14 protein-coding genes and 1 pseudogene are annotated in these 17,614 nt (G+C 52.5%); 11 read left to right on the top strand and 4 right to left on the bottom strand.

Annotated elements, in window-relative coordinates; genetic code table 11:
* The 4 genes and pseudogenes from ACOI7D_RS21370 to yjeJ all read left to right on the top strand — a co-directional run.
* A pseudogene (locus ACOI7D_RS21370) lies at positions 1–245 on the top strand (hypothetical protein); the annotation flags it as partial.
* Positions 246–404: 159 nt separating this feature from the next.
* A complete protein-coding gene (locus tag ACOI7D_RS21375; RefSeq protein ID WP_109546731.1) occupies positions 405–1,691 on the top strand; it encodes an HlyD family secretion protein in 1,287 nt (428 codons plus the stop codon).
* A complete protein-coding gene (locus ACOI7D_RS21380) occupies positions 1,684–3,810 on the top strand; it encodes a peptidase domain-containing ABC transporter (protein WP_101976660.1) in 2,127 nt (708 codons plus the stop codon). The genes ACOI7D_RS21375 and ACOI7D_RS21380 overlap by 8 nt, the downstream gene beginning before the upstream one ends.
* A 21-nt stretch (positions 3,811–3,831) precedes the next feature.
* Complete coding sequence (yjeJ, locus tag ACOI7D_RS21385) at positions 3,832–4,689, top strand: YjeJ family protein (RefSeq protein WP_109546732.1); 858 nt, start codon at positions 3,832–3,834, stop codon at positions 4,687–4,689.
* A 73-nt stretch (positions 4,690–4,762) separates the two neighbouring features.
* Here yjeJ and ACOI7D_RS21390 read toward each other — a convergent pair whose 3' ends face one another.
* From ACOI7D_RS21390 to ACOI7D_RS21400, 3 genes are all read right to left on the bottom strand, one after another.
* On the bottom strand, positions 4,763–5,116 hold the full coding sequence (locus tag ACOI7D_RS21390; protein WP_044525174.1) for a DUF4156 domain-containing protein: 354 nt from the start codon (positions 5,114–5,116) through the stop codon (positions 4,763–4,765).
* 259 nt (positions 5,117–5,375) lie between these two features.
* A complete protein-coding gene (groL, locus tag ACOI7D_RS21395) occupies positions 5,376–7,022 on the bottom strand; it encodes a chaperonin GroEL (RefSeq protein ID WP_023291693.1) in 1,647 nt (548 codons plus the stop codon).
* A gap of 37 nt (positions 7,023–7,059) precedes the next feature.
* Positions 7,060–7,353, bottom strand: coding sequence for a co-chaperone GroES (locus tag ACOI7D_RS21400; RefSeq protein WP_004152420.1), 294 nt, complete (start codon positions 7,351–7,353; stop codon positions 7,060–7,062).
* Positions 7,354–7,585: 232 nt separating this feature from the next.
* Between ACOI7D_RS21400 and yjeH the strand changes: the two genes are divergently transcribed.
* On the top strand, positions 7,586–8,836 hold the full coding sequence (gene yjeH, locus ACOI7D_RS21405; RefSeq protein WP_109546733.1) for an L-methionine/branched-chain amino acid transporter: 1,251 nt from the start codon (positions 7,586–7,588) through the stop codon (positions 8,834–8,836).
* A 50-nt stretch (positions 8,837–8,886) separates the two neighbouring features.
* Here the strand turns inward: yjeH and ACOI7D_RS21410 are convergent, their stop codons facing one another.
* Positions 8,887–9,363, bottom strand: coding sequence for an FxsA family protein (locus ACOI7D_RS21410; RefSeq protein ID WP_023291691.1), 477 nt, complete (start codon positions 9,361–9,363; stop codon positions 8,887–8,889).
* A gap of 337 nt (positions 9,364–9,700) precedes the next feature.
* On the opposite strand from ACOI7D_RS21410, the gene aspA reads away from it, so the two are divergent.
* From aspA to ACOI7D_RS21440, 6 genes are all read left to right on the top strand, one after another.
* Positions 9,701–11,137, top strand: coding sequence for an aspartate ammonia-lyase (aspA, locus tag ACOI7D_RS21415; RefSeq protein ID WP_004177762.1), 1,437 nt, complete (start codon positions 9,701–9,703; stop codon positions 11,135–11,137).
* Positions 11,138–11,251: 114 nt separating this feature from the next.
* A complete protein-coding gene (locus ACOI7D_RS21420; RefSeq protein WP_023291690.1) occupies positions 11,252–12,553 on the top strand; it encodes an anaerobic C4-dicarboxylate transporter in 1,302 nt (433 codons plus the stop codon).
* A 94-nt stretch (positions 12,554–12,647) separates the two neighbouring features.
* The gene (gene cutA / locus ACOI7D_RS21425; protein ID WP_004206404.1) at positions 12,648–12,971 is read left to right on the top strand and encodes a divalent cation tolerance protein CutA; all 324 of its coding nucleotides are present in this window, start codon (positions 12,648–12,650) and stop codon (positions 12,969–12,971) included.
* Positions 12,947–14,743 (top strand): protein-disulfide reductase DsbD, encoded by a 1,797-nt coding sequence (locus ACOI7D_RS21430; RefSeq protein WP_109546734.1) that lies wholly within the window; start codon positions 12,947–12,949, stop codon positions 14,741–14,743. Before cutA ends, ACOI7D_RS21430 begins: the two co-directional genes overlap by 25 nt.
* Positions 14,744–14,778: 35 nt before the next feature.
* Positions 14,779–15,354, top strand: a complete 576-nt coding sequence (locus tag ACOI7D_RS21435; RefSeq protein ID WP_032429251.1) for a transcriptional regulator — start codon at positions 14,779–14,781, stop codon at positions 15,352–15,354.
* A 67-nt stretch (positions 15,355–15,421) separates the two neighbouring features.
* Positions 15,422–17,509 (top strand): DUF1176 domain-containing protein, encoded by a 2,088-nt coding sequence (locus ACOI7D_RS21440; protein WP_109546735.1) that lies wholly within the window; start codon positions 15,422–15,424, stop codon positions 17,507–17,509.
* Positions 17,510–17,614: the final 105 nt, after the last annotated feature.

Here is a 17,614-nt window from a genome sequence, read left to right on the forward strand (position 1 = left end):
GCGCTATTTTAGGTGTATCTCTTGGTGCACCAGCAGGCAGTGTACTAGGTGGTTATTACGGTGGCTCAAGCGGCGGTGGTCTGCTGGGTGTTGGCGTGTTCGGAACCATCGTTGGTTGGGGTGCAGGCTTAGTCCTGGGCGCCATTGCTGGCGGCGTTTACGGTTCTTTTTATGGTGTTGACAAGATGAATGAAATTGTTCTTCAGATAATTGATGCCGCAACATCTGGATCATGGGTTGCATAATAAAAAGATCCTGCGGCTTTAGCAATTAAGTCGTTACATTGACCAGGCAAATATTTCATTTATTTGTCTGGTCTAAATATCCATATAATATTGAGATCAATATTCATTAATATATTGCTCACTCTATGACTCACGTCTGAATTAATATATACATTCCATATGAGTAATAAATTATTTCGCAAGGAAGCGATTCAATACAAAAAGAATCATTGGAAAGGCAAAGCATTGTTATTAGCTGGAATGCCAGCTTGGTTAATAAGTTTATTATCGCTTGCTTTTCTGGTCATTCTTATTTTAACGCTTAAATTTTGTACTTATACGCAACGGATTGATGTACGAGGAGAAGTTATAACCCTGCCACACTCTGTAAATGTCTTTTCACCGCAGCAAGGTTTTGTTGTCAAAAAATATGTTGAGATTGGTGATCTTGTTGAAAAAGGAACACCACTTTATGAACTTGATGTTTCTCGTTCAACAGTAGATGGCAATGTGACCGATACAATGAATGCTGTTATTTCACAAAAAATATCTAATGCCGAAGAGATTATTAATAAAATTTTAACTAATAAAAAGGAGACAATTGATGCCCTTGAAATCCAAGTGAGACAATACACGGATTCTCTAAAAGAGACGGAAGCTATGCTTACAAATTCGAGCAACGGCCTAAAAAAAATGAAGGATAGTTTATCCAATTACGACTTGTACCTTAAACAAGGGCTTATCACCAAAGACCAATATAATTATCAACACTCCCTTTACTTCCAACAACAAAGTACCTATCAGTCACTTGTTAGTCAAAAAATGCAGATTCAATCTCAGCTAACACAACTTAAGAGTGATATTATCGTCAAAGCCTCAGATTTTGATAACCAAATTTCTAATCAAAAAAATCAAATTAATGATTATAAAAATCAAGCGGTTGAATCGAGCGCTAATGGAAACTCTATCATTAATGCCACTACGTCAGGTAAAATTGAATCAGTTGCGGTCACGGTTGGGCAAATGGTTGATAAAGGAAGTAGCCTTGCCCAGATAAAGCCGATAGGGAATATTGAATACTTTTTGATTTTATGGCTACCTAACAATAGTATTCCGTACGTAAAGGTGGGGGATACAGTCAATATTCGCTATGATGCATTTCCTTCAGACAAATTTGGTCAATTTCCAGGAAAAATTGTATCCATATCTTCTTTGCCAGCATCCAGACAAGAAATGAGTGAATATACTAACGTTTCCAATGGGTCTAATCAGCAAGAGTTAGCGCTTTATAAAGCAATAATAAAAATAAAAAGTGATAAATTTTATTATAATGGTAAAAAGCTTGAATTGTCTAATGGACTAAAGGCACAGGCTATAGTTTTTCTTGAAGAGAGACCACTTTATATGTGGATGTTTACGCCTTTGTACAAAATAGCTCAGAGCGTTAGTGGACCCAGCGATGAATAAGAAACTGTTTAAATATATTACTGACAAATTAAATTTTTCGATAAGAAATACTACGCCAGTTATTCTACAGTCAGAGGCATCCGAATGCGGTATTGCCTGCCTTGCGATGGTCGCCAGTTTTTACGGACTGGACACAGATCTGTTCACTTTCCGTGAGCGTTTTGGGAGCTCTTCTCAAGGTGTTACCCTTTTATCATTGAGCCATACCGCAGAACGGGCCAATCTGAAAAATCGTGCTCTCTCTCTTGATATCGATGAACTTAATCAGCTTAAATTGCCCTGCATCATTCATTGGGGAATGAACCACTATGTTGTATTAACTAAAGTACGCAGAACCGATTATATTATTCATGATCCTGCATTAGGTAAACGTGTAATTGGCATTCAAGAAATGTCTAATCATTTTACTGGTGTTGCTCTAGAGCTTTGGCCTGACAAAAATTTCAAACAGGAAAAAGATAAAACACGCTTACGCCTGCTAGATTTGATGCAAAATATTATTGGTCTAAAAAGTGCATTAATCAAGATATTTGCTTTTTCCGTCGTTATTGAGGCAATTGGTTTATTATTACCGATTGGAACCCAGTTGGTCACGGATCATGTTATCATGGCCCAAGATCAAAGTTTGCTCTCTGTTATTTGTATTGGACTGGTTTCCTTCACATTATTTCGTGCATTCATCAGTATGCTACGAGCGTGGACATCTTTAACTCTGAACACGTTGACAGATATACAGTGGAAAACAACGCTATTTGATCATTTGGTTAGCTTACCATTATCATTTTTTGAAAAGCGACATTTGGGTGATATTCAGTCACGTTTCTCATCATTAGACACTATACGCTCCATATTTACCAACAGTATTGTATCAGGTATTATTGATTCAATAATGACTATTGGCTTATTAATTATGCTGACCCTGTATGGTGGTTGGCTGGTATGGATAGTTATCGGTTTTACTGCGTGTTATGCTCTTATGCGTCTGGCAACCTATCGGTTCTATCGTCGTGTTTCAGAAGAGCAAGTAATAAAAGGCGCTCGTTCTAACTCACACTTTATGGAAACGCTTTATGGAATCGCAACGATTAAGGCACTTAATTTAAAAGATAGGCGTTCAAGATATTGGTTGAATATCAATATCGACGCATGTAATGCAGGTATAAAACAGACAAGATTTGATATGCTTTTTGGTGGCGTTAATACCGTTATTTCTTCTTTAGATCAAGTAGCAATTTTATGGTTAGGTGCAATAATGGTTATTGATAATAACATGACCCTTGGTATGTTCATGGCATTCAATGCCTACCGAGGTCAATTTTCTCAAAGAGCTTCAAATCTTATTGATCTCTTTATGAAAGTTAGAATGTTATCCTTACATAACGAGAGGCTTTCCGAGATTGTATTTAATGAACCTGAACCTGAGATGCCAGTTCGCCGTATATTCGAAGAGAACTCGACTGTCAAAATAGAGTTAAAAAACCTGAGCTATCAATACGATCTGTTTTCACAGCCAATATTCTCTAATCTTAATCTCACCATTGCTCCTGGAGAGTCAATAGCCTTGGTTGGCCCATCTGGAGTTGGTAAGACCACTTTACTTAAGGTTATGTGTGGCCTTCTTTCCCCTACTACAGGTGATGTTTTAGCTAACAATTTGGATATTAATAAGATAGGTCTCAACAACTATCGACTAAGTACCGCCTGTGTTTTACAGGAAGATCGCCTATTTTCCGGGTCTATTTCAGAAAATATAAGCTGCTTCGAAGATAATGCAGATCAGAAATTCATTGAAGAGTGTGCCCGTAACAGTAATATTCATGATGAAATAATGAGAATGCCAATGGGTTATGAAACATTGGTGGGGGAACTAGGTTTAGGAATATCTGGTGGGCAAAAACAGCGTTTGCTAATCGCACGTGCTCTTTATCGCAAACCTAACATTTTATTTATGGACGAAGCCACAAGCCACCTCGATCTTAATAATGAATCGTATATTAACCAAGCTATTTCGAAGTTAAGTATTACTAGGGTAATAGTTGCGCATCGGCCATCAACCATTGCATCAGCCGATCGCATTATTGATTTGTCAAGTTATTGTAACAAACAGCAATCCATTTAATAACAGAAAAGGATTTTATTAATGGAAATTTACGGCATTAATACCGCATCTCTTGTTCAGAACGATTGCCTTCTTCTTATGGCATTTAAGATTCGTGATAAAGATAATAATGATCGTATGCTTTTAATGCAGATAAAAACGTTAATTGACTTTCTAATTATTCTTCGTTCACGGATTACGCTTGTTGGACAACGTATTGCACAACAAGGTGATGATTTTAAAAATAAATGTATTACGGCCAACGAATCACTAGTTAAAAATATTCCTGAAATTACTCAGGCAGAAGTCACTCAGCCAGACCCAGGTCTTATGGTTATGTCTATGGCTCCAAAAATGAGTGATGATGGTTTTTCTTTGGTTATGGCTCTAAATAACGAACACATCGTCGCCCTGGAAATAGACGATTTACAGTCAGAATTTATACTAATGGCGGTTTTTCAAGCTATAAAAGTGATCGATGATCAGGAAACCCTACAAACTCTGGGAGCACTTCTGGACTTTATTGTTCTTTATCTTGTGGATTTATCTAATATTGACAATCTTCAATATAAAGAGATAAATCATGAACCATGGAAAAAAGAGTTATTCTCTGAGAATCTTTCTGTTCTATTTTGTTTCGAAACAGAGCTAGGAAAAAAAGTGCTTTTAGGTTCGGTTATTAAAACCAATGTAAGCCAGTCTTCACCTGAAGCTGATAGTATTATCCAGCGCTTAGCCATGCTGACACCATCAATAAAAGCATTACAGGATAAGTACAAGAATTGCCAAACTTTCAGACGAACAATTCCATCTGAGGGAATGAAGAATTTAACTAGGGACCAATGCCTCAGAGCTTTACATGGGTTCTGTCTTGAAACACAAGAAAACCTAAATTCATAGCGGAATCTAAAATAATTTTGTATCAGAAATATCCCTCTTCTTACCAGAGGGATATTTCATCATTTATATATCATCAGTTCGGGCACTTATAAACCTGGCCGTTCATTTCGCTGTCGGTAGGTACAAAGCTCGACAGCAGATTCTGCGTCGGGCTGCTGACACCGTAAATCACGTTGCCACCCATGGCTGCTGCCTGGTTACGCAGAGCGTTCGCCGCACCGCGCATGGAGCCACCCTCATCGCCATTCTGGCCGGAGAGCCAGTTGCTCTGTTTACCCGTCGCGGTCCCTAACAGCTGACACTCTGCGCCCGGCTTATCCTGCACGAAGCGCACATTCTGGCCGGCAGAGGTTAATTCATTGCTGGAACTGCAACCTGCCAACAGTAAGGCTGCGCCGACAATCCCTGCTAAATATTTTACCTGCATGTTAATCCCCATGATCGATGAGCTGGACGCACTGGCCCGGATGTAAACCTGTCATCCTTCAAACTGCGTCGGCATGAGCCGCTTTCATTCCTTAGCCGGTCGCGCTAGTTAGTCGCTTCCGATACGGAGGTGCTTGCCGCTCTGATGCAGCTTAAATGATTTTTATGTATAAGCCTTATACTAAAAAGCGCGCCAAAAGAAAAACCCCCAGCCATTACTGGCCAGGGGTTTCTGCTTTTTTATGCCGTAGAGCGCACGATTACATCATGCCGCCCATACCGCCCATGCCGCCCATACCGCCAGCAGCACCTAAATCAGGCGCATCGCCTTTCGGCAGGTCGGTCACCATGCACTCGGTGGTGATCATCAGGCCAGCCACGGAAGCCGCGTACTGCAGTGCAGAACGGGTGACTTTGGTTGGGTCCAGGATACCGAAGTCGATCATGTTGCCGTATTCTTCAGTTGCCGCGTTATAACCGTAGTTACCGTCGCCGGCTTTCACGTTGTTCGCCACAACAGACGGCTCTTCACCGGCGTTGGACACGATCTGACGCAGCGGCGCTTCCATTGCGCGCAGCGCAACTTTGATACCGACGTTCTGATCTTCGTTCTGACCGGTCAGGCCAGCGAGTTTCGCTGCAACGCGAACCAGCGCTACGCCGCCGCCAGCCACCACGCCTTCTTCAACCGCAGCACGAGTGGCGTGCAGGGCATCGTCGACGCGTGCTTTTTTCTCTTTCATTTCAACTTCGGTTGCCGCGCCGACTTTGATTACGGCAACGCCGCCAGCCAGTTTAGCGACACGTTCCTGCAGTTTTTCACGGTCGTAGTCGGAGGTTGCTTCTTCGATCTGCTTACGGATCTGAGCAACGCGGCCCTGGATTGCGGATTCTTCGCCAACGCCATCGATGATGGTGGTGGTGTCTTTGTTGATAACCACGCGTTTCGCCTGGCCCAGGTCTTCCAGAGTCGCTTTTTCCAGCTCCATACCGATCTCTTCAGAGATAACGGTACCGCCAGTCAGAGTGGCGATATCCTGCAGCATAGCTTTACGACGGTCGCCGAAGCCCGGTGCTTTCACCGCAGCCACTTTAACGATGCCGCGCATGGTGTTAACCACCAGGGTCGCCAGCGCTTCGCCTTCAACGTCTTCAGCGATGATAACCAGCGGTTTGCCCGCTTTCGCTACGGCTTCCAGAACCGGCAGCATTTCGCGGATGTTGGAGATTTTTTTGTCAGCCAGCAGGATGAACGGGCTTTCCAGCTCAACGGCACCGGTGTCCGGCTTGTTGATGAAGTACGGAGACAGGTAGCCACGGTCGAACTGCATACCTTCAACTACGTCCAGTTCGTCTTCCAGACCAGTACCGTCTTCAACGGTGATCACGCCTTCTTTACCAACTTTATCCATCGCTTCCGCGATCAGTTTACCGACGGTTTCGTCGGAGTTAGCGGAGATAGTACCAACCTGAGCAATCGCTTTAGAGTCGGAGCACGGTACGGACAGCGCTTTCAGTTCTTCAACAGCAGCAACGACAGCTTTGTCGATACCACGTTTCAGATCCATCGGGTTCATGCCCGCAGCAACCGCTTTCAGGCCTTCGTTCACGATAGCCTGAGCCAGTACGGTTGCGGTGGTGGTACCGTCGCCTGCCGCGTCGTTCGCTTTAGAGGCAACTTCTTTCACCATCTGCGCGCCCATGTTTTCGAACTTGTCTTCCAGTTCGATTTCACGTGCAACGGAAACACCATCTTTGGTGATGGTCGGCGCACCGAAGGACTTATCCAGAACCACGTTACGGCCTTTCGGGCCCAGGGTTACTTTAACTGCATCTGCCAGTACGTTTACGCCGCGCAGCATTTTTACACGAGCGTCGTTACCGAATTTTACGTCTTTTGCTGCCATTTCTTTTATTCCTCAAATTCGTTCAGGGTCGTGCGAATTAAGCTTCAACAATTGCCAGGATGTCGCTTTCGGACATGATCAGCACTTCTTCGTTGTCAATCTTCTCAGTCTTCACGCCGTAGCCATCGTTGAAAATCACGATGTCACCAACTTTAACGTCCAGCGGCTGCACGGTCCCGTTTTCCAGGATGCGGCCTTTACCGACAGCGATGATTTCGCCACGCGTTGACTTAGCTGCTGCAGAACCGGTCAGAACGATGCCGCCCGCAGATTTGGTTTCAACTTCTTTACGTTTGACGATCACACGATCATGTAACGGACGAATACTCATTGATAGCTCTCCTTCGAGAAAGTCATTATCAGTTATGGGTGACGCCGGGCCGAACGCGGTTTACCGGCTAGTGCAGAGAGAGATGGGGATGGCCATTTCCCGCTTCAAGGGCAAAATTAAAAAAAATTTTTACCTTTGCGCTGGCGCGCAAAAAGCGGCGCCACCGGACAGCCGGTCATAAGGAAAAGCGATTGTGATACTCTCTTTCTTTTCACTGGCGCAGGATGGAATCATGAGTGGTTTAAAACAGGAGTTAGGGCTGGGACAGGGAGTCGGGTTGCTTTCCACCTCACTGCTGGGTACCGGCGTTTTCGCCGTTCCGGCGCTGGCGGCGCTGGTCGCTGGCGATAACAGCCTGTGGGCATGGCCGTTGCTTATCCTCCTTGTTTTTCCGATTGCCATCGTCTTCGCCCTGCTGGGCCGCCATTTCCCCAGCGCGGGCGGCGTGGCCCACTTTGTCGATATGGCCTTTGGCCCACGTCTGGCCAGCGTCACCGGCTGGCTGTTTTTATCGGTTATCCCGGTCGGACTCCCTGCCGCCCTGCACATCGCCACCGGCTTCGGCCAGGCGCTGTTCGGCTGGCATGATGCGCAGCTGCTGCTGGCGGAGCTGGGTACCCTGGCCATCGTCTGGTGGGTCGGTTCACGTGGCGCCAGCTCCAGCGCCAACCTGCAGACGCTGGTTGCCGTGCTGATCGTGGCGCTGATCGTCGCCGTCTGGTGGCGCGGCGGGATAAGTCCGGCGCAGATCCCCTTCCCCGCCCCGGCGGAGATCGACCGCGGCCAGCTCTTCTCTGCGCTGTCGGTGATGTTCTGGTGCTTTGTCGGCCTGGAAGCCTTTGCCCACCTCGCCTCGGAGTTTAAACACCCCGAGCGCGATTTTCCCCGCGCGCTGATGATAGGCCTGCTGCTTGCCGGTTCGGTCTACTGGGCCTGCACCGTGCTGGTGTTGCACTTCCACGCCTTTGGCGTGGAGATGGCGGCGGCGGCGTCATTACCGAATATCGTGGTCCGCCTGTTCGGCGTCGAAGCGCTGTGGGTGGCCTGCGTCATCGGTTACCTCGCCTGTTTCGCCAGCCTCAACATCTATATTCAGAGCTTCGCCCGCCTGGTCTGGTCGCAGGCGCAGCATAAGCCACAGAGCTACCTCGCGAGGCTGTCGCCGCGGCAGATCCCGCGCAACGCCCTCAACGCCGTGCTGGGCTCCTGCGTGGTCAGCACCTTGTGTATCTATTTTCTCGATATCAATCTGGACGCGCTGATCGTCTATGCCAACGGCATTTTCATCATGATCTATCTGCTGTGCATGCTGGCAGGCTGTCGTTTGCTGCGCGGGCGCTATCGGCTGCTGGCGGCGGTGGGCAGCATTCTCTGTCTGCTGCTGCTGACGATGGTCGGCTGGAAGAGTCTGTACGCGCTGGTGATGCTGGCGGTGCTGTGGTTGTTTTTACCGAGACGTAAGCTGGCGACAGGAAGCGTATAGGCGCAAAAAGAAAGCGGCCCGGTCGCGTCTGCAGACCGGGCCGATAAACGTTAATCGCGGCGATCGTCCTTGTGGTCCAGACGGTCGCGCTGTTCATCCTTGCGCTGGTATTCCCCTTCGAAGGTCTCTCCGCCGCCAGTCCCGGCGCTAAAGCCGCCGCCCGGCATCCGGCTGAAGCGCAAATGCGGCATCAGCTTCATCGTCAGGTGCTTCTGCACCGGGGGCAAAAGCAGCAGCAGGCCGAGGAAGTCGGTAAAGAACCCCGGGATCAACAACAGCAGGCCAGCGATAATCAGCGAGACGCTCTTGATCATCTCCGCCGCCGGGCTCTCGCCTGCGGCCATCTTCTGCTGCATCAGCAGGAAGTTTTTGAAGCCCTGGTTGCGCACCAGCGACATCCCCACCACCGAGCTAAAGATCACCAGGATCAGCGTCATAAAGACGCCCAGCACGTGCGCGACCTGGATAAAGATCGATATCTCAATGTAAACGTAAAGAAAAAAGGCAATAAACGGAATCCAACGCACCGGCGTCTCCTTCATCGACAGGCGCCGAATTCGGCCCCCGTAGTCATCAATTTGCTGATCGCATCCCACTAAGATGGGGATGCTGAGCGGCTTTTCAATCAGCGGAAATGCTTATTTTTTCCAAGAATAGGAAAGCGGTGACCCATTTCACAGATTAATAAATCTTCTCACACCCGCGATGTAATAAGTGATCAAGCTTACTGATATTCGCTATCATCAGCATATGATCTTGGGCACCGGGCCGGTTAAGGAAATAATCGTCGGCCAGAAAATATACTGAATCCTGGATATTCTGTGTATTTGGTGAATTCATTGGCAGCTTGAAAAGAAGGTTCACATGTTAAACAACATTCGTATCGAAGAAGATCTGTTGGGCACCAGGGAAGTTCCCGCGGACGCTTACTACGGCGTTCATACTCTGCGAGCGATTGAAAACTTCTACATTAGCAACAGCAAAATCAGCGACATACCAGAATTCGTGCGCGGCATGGTGATGGTGAAGAAAGCCGCCGCGCTGGCGAACAAGGAGCTGCAGACCATTCCCAAAAGCGCGGCAAATGCGATTATCGCCGCCTGTGACGAAGTCCTGAATAACGGCAAATGCATGGACCAGTTTCCGGTCGATGTCTTCCAGGGCGGGGCCGGCACCTCCGTAAACATGAACACCAACGAAGTCCTGGCAAACATCGGCCTCGAGCTGATGGGCCACCAGAAAGGCGAATACCAGTACCTGAACCCAAACGATCACGTCAACAAATGCCAGTCCACCAACGATGCCTACCCGACCGGGTTCCGCATTGCGGTGTATGCCTCTATCCTCAAGTTAATCGATGCGATTAAGCAGCTGGGCGAAGGTTTCCAGGCGAAAGCCGAGGAGTTCCAGGACATCCTCAAGATGGGCCGCACCCAGCTGCAGGACGCGGTGCCGATGACCCTCGGTCAGGAGTTCCATGCCTTCAATGTGCTGCTCAATGAAGAGACCAAAAGCATTCTGCGCACTGCGGAGCTGCTGCTGGAAGTGAACCTTGGCGCAACCGCCATCGGCACACGCCTCAACACCCCGGACGGTTATCAACAGCTGGCGGTGCAGAAGCTGGCGGAAGTGAGCAACTTACCGGTCGTTCCGGCGGAAGATCTGATTGAAGCCACCTCGGACTGCGGGGCGTACGTCATGGTTCACAGCTCGCTGAAACGCCTGGCGGTGAAACTGTCCAAGATCTGTAACGACCTGCGCCTGCTCTCTTCCGGACCGCGCGCGGGCCTCAACGAAATTAACCTGCCTGAGCTGCAGGCTGGCTCTTCTATTATGCCGGCGAAGGTTAACCCGGTGGTGCCGGAGGTGGTCAACCAGGTCTGCTTTAAAGTGATCGGCAACGACACCACGGTGACCATGGCCTCAGAAGCCGGGCAGCTGCAGCTGAACGTGATGGAACCGGTGATCGGCCAGGCGATGTTCGAGTCTATCCACATTCTGACCAACGCCTGCTACAACCTGCTGGAGAAATGCGTCAACGGCATTACCGCCAACAAAGCGGTGTGCGAAGGTTACGTCTATAACTCCATCGGCATCGTCACCTACCTCAACCCGTTTATCGGCCACCACAATGGCGATATCGTCGGCAAGATCTGCGCCGAAACCGGGAAGAGCGTGCGGGAAGTGGTGCTGGAGCGTGGGCTGCTGACGGCGGCGGAGCTGGATGACATTTTCTCCGCGCAAAACCTGATGCATCCCGCTTATAAAGCGAAGCGTTATACCGATGAAAGCGAACAGTAATCTTTCCGGATAGTCATTCAAAGGCATGTCAGCGATGACATGCCTTTTTGCTTTTTAGTTTTACTAAAATACAACAATCCAATATCAACTTGTTAAAAAACAAGGAAGGCATATATGTTTGGTGCAGAACTGGTTATTGTCCTGCTGGCGATTTATCTCGGCGCCCGGCTCGGCGGCATCGGTATCGGCTTTGCCGGTGGCCTTGGCGTCCTTGTCCTGACGCTTATTTTTCAAATTAAACCGGGTGCGATCCCCTTCGACGTTATTGAAATCATTATGGCGGTGATTGCCGCTATCGCCGCCATGCAGGTCGCAGGCGGAATGGATTACCTGGTCAGCCTCGCCGAACGGATGCTGCGTCGCCACCCGAAATATATTACCTTCCTTGCCCCGCTGGTGACCTGGTTTATGACCGTGCTCGCCGGCACCGGCCATACCGCCTTCTCCACGCTGCCGGTGATCACCGAAGTGGCCAAAGAGCAAGGCATCCGTCCGTCCCGTCCGCTGTCGATTGCGGTGGTGGCCTCCCAGATAGCGATCACCGCTTCGCCCATCTCCGCCGCGGTGGTGTTCTTTGCCGGGATCCTGGAGCCGCTGGGCGTTAGCTACCTGATGCTGCTGGCCATCTGTATTCCGGTCACCCTGCTGGCGGTGATGCTCACCGCTATCGTCTGCAATTTCCTCGGCTGCGAACTGAAAGACGACCCGGTTTACCAGGAGCGGCTGGCCAAGGGTGAGGTCAGACTGCGCGGCAGCCAGGTGTTTGAGCTGAAGCCGCACGCCAAACGTTCCGTTCTGCTGTTTCTGATCGGCATCGTGGCGGTGATGTTCTACGCCACGGCCATCAGCGATACCGTCGGTCTGATCAAAAACCCGGTACTACCGCGTAACGAGGCGATCGTGGTGTTTATGCTGACCATCGCCACGCTGATCAGCATCACCTGCAAAATCGACACCGGCGAAGTGCTCAATGCCAGCACCTTTAAGTCCGGCATGAGCGCCTGCGTCTGCGTGCTCGGCGTCGCCTGGCTGGGGGATACCTTCGTTAAAGCGCATATCAGCGATATCCAGGCCGTGGCCGGCGACCTGCTGCATAACTACCCGTGGCTGCTGGCGGTGGTGCTGTTCTTTGCCGCCACGCTGCTCTACTCGCAGGCGGCCACCACCAAAGCGCTGATGCCCGCCGCGCTGATGCTGGGCGTGAGCCCTCTCACTGCCATCGCCTCGTTTGCCGCCGTCTCCGCCCTTTTCGTTCTCCCGACCTACCCCACCCTGCTGGCGGCGGTCGAAATGGATGACACCGGCTCCACCCGCATCGGTAAATACGTCTTCAACCACGCCTTCCTGATCCCCGGCGTCATCGCCATTACGCTGTGCGTGATCCTCGGGTTTATTTTTGGCGGCATCATGCTGTAAATCTCTTCAAATTCGGGCCAGATCCTGGCCCGTTTCGTTAATCCTCCCCACCTTGCGTGCTATAGTGCCTCTTTTCGCTGATACGAGGTTCATGATGACTACGCCTGATGCTGTTGTTGTGCTCTGTACCGCGCCGGATGAAGCGACCGCCCAGGATCTGGCGGCAAAAGCGCTGGCCGAAAAGCTGGCCGCCTGCGCCACGCTCCTGCCGGGCGCCACCTCGCTCTATTACTGGGAAGGGAAGCTGGAGCAGGAGTATGAAGTTCAGATGCTGCTCAAAACCGATCTTGCCCATCAGCAGGCGCTGCTGGACTGCCTGAAGTCTCACCACCCGTATCAAACCCCTGAACTGCTGGTTCTGCCCGTCACGTATGGAGACAACGATTACCTCTCATGGCTTACCGCATCTTTACGCTGATCCTGCTGCTGTGCAGCGCGTCAGCCACCGCCGGGTTATTCGACGCGCCGGGGCGCTCGAACTTCGTGCCTGCTGACCAGGCCTTCGCCTTTGACTTTCAGCAGCAACAGCATGACCTCAACCTGAGCTGGCAAATCAAGGATGGTTACTATCTTTATCGTCAACAGTTTACCTTCCGCGCCGCCGGGGCGACGATCGCCGAACCGGCGCTGCCGGCGGGCGAGTGGCATGAGGATGAGTTTTACGGCAAAAGCGAGATCTTTCGTCAGCGCCTGACTGTCCCGGTCACGGTGAAGCAGGCGGACAAAGACGCCACCCTCACCGTCACCTGGCAGGGCTGCGCCGATGCCGGATTCTGTTATCCGCCGGAGACCAAAGTGATCCCGCTGAGCGCCGTGCTGGCGGCTTCGGCAGATGGCCGGGCGACCACCATTGCCCCTGCGCCGCCGGCGAGCAGCCGTCCGGCGTTCAACCCGCCGCTGCCGGTTGAGCCGCGTCCGGTCCCGGAGGTCGCCACTTCACCTGCGCCTGCCTCAGCGCCGCCCGCTGACGCCCCCGCCCGCCTGCCTTTCACCGCCCTGTGGGCGCTGCTGATAGGCATTGGTATCGCCTTCACCCCCTGCGTGCTGCCGATGTATCCGCTGATTTCCGGCATCGTGCTGGGCGGCAAACAGCGGCTTTCCACCGCGCGCGCCCTGCTGCTGGCCTTTATTTATGTCCAGGGGATGGCCTTAACCTATACCGCGCTGGGGCTGGTGGTAGCCGCCGCCGGGCTGCAGTTCCAGGCGGCCCTGCAGCACCCATATGTGCTGGTGGGTCTGTCGGCAGTCTTTATACTGCTGGCGCTCTCCATGTTCGGCCTGTTCACGCTACAGCTGCCCTCCTCGCTGCAGACGCGGCTGGCGCTGCTCAGCAATAAGCGCCAGGGCGGCTCGCCCGGCGGAGTCTTTGCGATGGGCGCTATTGCCGGGCTGATCTGCTCCCCCTGCACCACTGCGCCGCTGAGCGCCATCCTGTTATATATCGCCCAGAGCGGTAATCTGTGGCTGGGCGGCGGCACGCTGTACCTCTACGCGCTGGGCATGGGCCTGCCGTTGATTCTCGTCACCGTGTTTGGCAACCGTCTGCTGCCGAAGAGCGGCCCGTGGATGAGCCATGTGAAGACCGCCTTCGGATTCGTGATCCTGGCTCTGCCCATTTTCCTGCTGGAGCGCATCCTTGGCGACCAGTGGGGATTACGTCTGTGGTCAATGCTTGGCGTCGCCTTCTTCAGCTGGGCGTTTATCACCTCGCTGGGCGCGACCCGGCCGTGGATGCGACTGGCGCAAATCATTCTTCTTGCCGCCGCGCTGGTCAGCGCCCGTCCGCTGCAGGACTGGGCGTTTGGCGCCCCGGCGCTCGAGCAGCAGGCGCATCTGGCCTTCACCCGCGTCAGCTCGGTAACCGAGCTTGATCGGGCGCTGGCGCAGGCAAAAGGCCAGCCGGTGATGCTCGATCTCTACGCCGACTGGTGTGTAGCCTGCAAAGAGTTTGAAAAATACACCTTTCGTTCACCTGACGTGCAGCAGGCGCTGAAAGGCGTCGTGTTATTACAGGTTGATGTGACAAAAAACAGTCCGCAAGACGCCGCGCTGCTGAAGCGCCTGCAGGTGCTCGGTCTGCCGACGATCCTGTTCTTCAACGCGCAGGGCCAGGAACAACCCGACCGGCGGGTCACCGGCTTTATGGATGCTGCGGCATTCAGCGCCCATTTGCGCGATTGGCAAGCGTGAGCGACACTTTAGGAGGAAAGATGGAGGAGAACACCGTGCTACGTGAAGACGTCCTGGCAGAAGCCATTAAAATTCTTGAAATTGAAGGTATCGCCAACACGTCGCTGGAGATGGTCGCTGAGCGCGTGTCCTGTCCGACGAGCGACCTGAAACGCTTCTGGCCCGATCGCGAAGCGCTGCTCTACGACGCGCTTCGCTATCTGAGCCACCAGGTGGATGCCTGGCGCCGTCAGCTGCTGCTGGACGACACCTTAAGCGCAGAGCAAAAGCTGCTGGCGCGCTATAGCGCGCTTACCACCTGCGTCAGCAACCAGCGCTACCCCGGCTGTTTATTTATCGCCGCCTGCACCTTCTATCCGGATGCCCAGCACCCGATCCACCAGCTGGCGGAACAGCAGAAGCAGGCTTCGCTGGCCTACACCCATGAGCTGCTGACCCAGTTGGAGGTGGATGATCCGGAAATGGTCGCCAAGCAGATGGAGCTGATTGTCGAGGGCTGTCTGAGCCGTCTGCTGATCAAGCGTAGCCAGACGGATGTCGATACGGCGCGGCGGCTGGCAGAAGATATTCTGCGCTTCGCCCAGTGCCGTATGGGCGGGGCATTAACCTGATTCTGATATCCTAACCGCCACGTCGCGCCTATAATTTCCCCCTCACTGATTGCTGACAGGGATTGATATGCGCGCGTTCTTCTGGGCTGCCTGGCTGGGGCTGTGCTCCACACCTCTGCTGGCGGCGCCCCTGCAAGGTTTTTCCTTTGCGCAAAAAGACTGGGAGCTCGCCTGCGATAACACTGGCACCTGCCGGGCGGCGGGTTACGGCGTCCGCATGGGCGAGGTCAGCGTGCTGTTGACCCGCAACGCCGGCAGCGAACAGCACCTCACCGCCACGGTCACCTTCGCGCGGATCGAACACGATATCCCCGCCGACTCCACCGCCAGCCTGCTGATCGACGACCGGGACCTCGGCTCGCTGGATGCCGTGGATGACAGCCACTTCCGTCTGGACAGCGATCAGACCTCCGCCGTGCTGCAGGCCCTGGCGAACCAGCGCAAAATCGAATTCACGCTTAACGGCCAGCACCTGCCGCTTTCCAGCGCCGGCAGCCGCGAGGTGCTGAGTAAAATGGATGCGTTTCAGCGACGAACCGGCACCGCCGACGCGCTGCTGGATAAAGGCGACGCGGGCGACGATGCCATTTTGCCCGCTGCCCCCGCCCCGGAAATCATCGCCGCGCCGGTGATCCACAACGCGCAACCTGTACCGCTGAGCATGCTCCAGCGCCAGAAGCTGTTGCCCGCCCTGACGCCGCTGCTGAACCAGCGCTGTGAAGACTGGCAGAACCCGGCCATTCCGGCGGCAGAGCGCCAGATCACCCTCACCGCGCTGGATAAAACCCATTCGCTGGCGCAGGCGCTCTGCTGGCGAGCGCCCTATAACGATGGCTATGCCCTGTGGCTGGTCGATAACGCCCAGTTGAGCAAACCGCGGCTGCTCACTACCGAGGCCTCCAGCTACGCCAACGGCACGCTGGTCTTCCTGCACAAAGAGCGGGGCATGGCCGACTGCGTAACCGGCGAGACGCGCGTCTGGGAGGGTAAAACCTTCGTTCCCAGCCTGAAGTACAGCACCGGTATGTGCCGGGAAATCACCCCGGGCGGCACCTGGATGCTGCCGACCTTTGTCAGCCAGGTGATCCCGAAGCAGCAGAAAGAAGCGGATAACTTGGCCCTGCGAACGCTGTATTACGCGGTGCTGAAAGCGCAAAAAAGCGATCCGGAACTGGCGCTAAACCGGGTCGCCGAGCAGTTTCCGTTAACCGGCCATATTACCGACTTCACGCTCACTTACGCCGATGACAGCCTGGTGACGACCAGCAAACCGTCCCCGGATATCAGCGATGACGAGTGGCAGGCGTTTCTGCGCTCCGCAATTAGCGCAGATTCAGAAAACGGTAAAGTCAGCTTTACGCTTATCGACCTCGACGGCGACGGCAAACGCGATCTGATCATCGACAGCTACGTGGGCGGCACCGGGCTCTTCAGCTACACCGGGGTGCTCCGGCGCGGCGATGATGATTTTGCCGCCGTCAACGATAGCGACAGTGATAACGGCGATGATTTCGATGCCGGGGTGCCCGGCGCCCTCTTTTCGATCAATGGCCGCGGGGCTAACCAATGGAACCACTGGGTCAAAATCAACGGCCAGGTGTATGCCCTGTGGTACAACGGCCAGTTTGGCGAAGATAATCTCTATCTGCTGCGCCCGTTCAGCACCGCCAGCCAGACGCCCGCGGTGACGGTTCGCTATCGCTATACGCTGAACAGCATCCGCTCCCCGGAGAAAGACCAACCGTTGACCCCCAGCCTGAGCGACGGCGATAAAGCGGATCTGCTGCGCTCGCTGGAGGTGATGCAGGGCAACCTGCTGAAAGACAAACCCGCCAGCGACAACGATGCGCCGATCTGCCCCATTCCGCCCGGCGCCTCCGCCGACGAGGCGGACAACTATTACAGCGGCGTTGCCGTTAACTATATCTATGAGACGGTGGCCTATATTCCGGTCTGGCTGAACGGAAAATGTTATATCGGCACTATTTTCAGCCATCATGGCGCCTATCGTCACGGCGTGGATGCGGAAATTACGCTGAGCTCGCCGCGGGAAGATGAAGAGGTCATTGGTGATTACCTGATCTCCGGGTTGCGCCACGTTATCTCCGTCACCAGCGGCTGGAAAAGCCGTGAAGGCGATAACGGCATGCAGTGATATTGAGTCAAAATGCGCCTTTGAACGCGGAATTGCCGCAAAGATAAGCAATCGACAAGTAATTTAAGAAATTTGGTTGACGGGGTGGGCGGATTACGGTTTAAT

Source organism: Klebsiella sp. C360, from assembly GCF_048822415.1.
Classification (GTDB): domain Bacteria; phylum Pseudomonadota; class Gammaproteobacteria; order Enterobacterales; family Enterobacteriaceae; genus Klebsiella; species Klebsiella quasipneumoniae.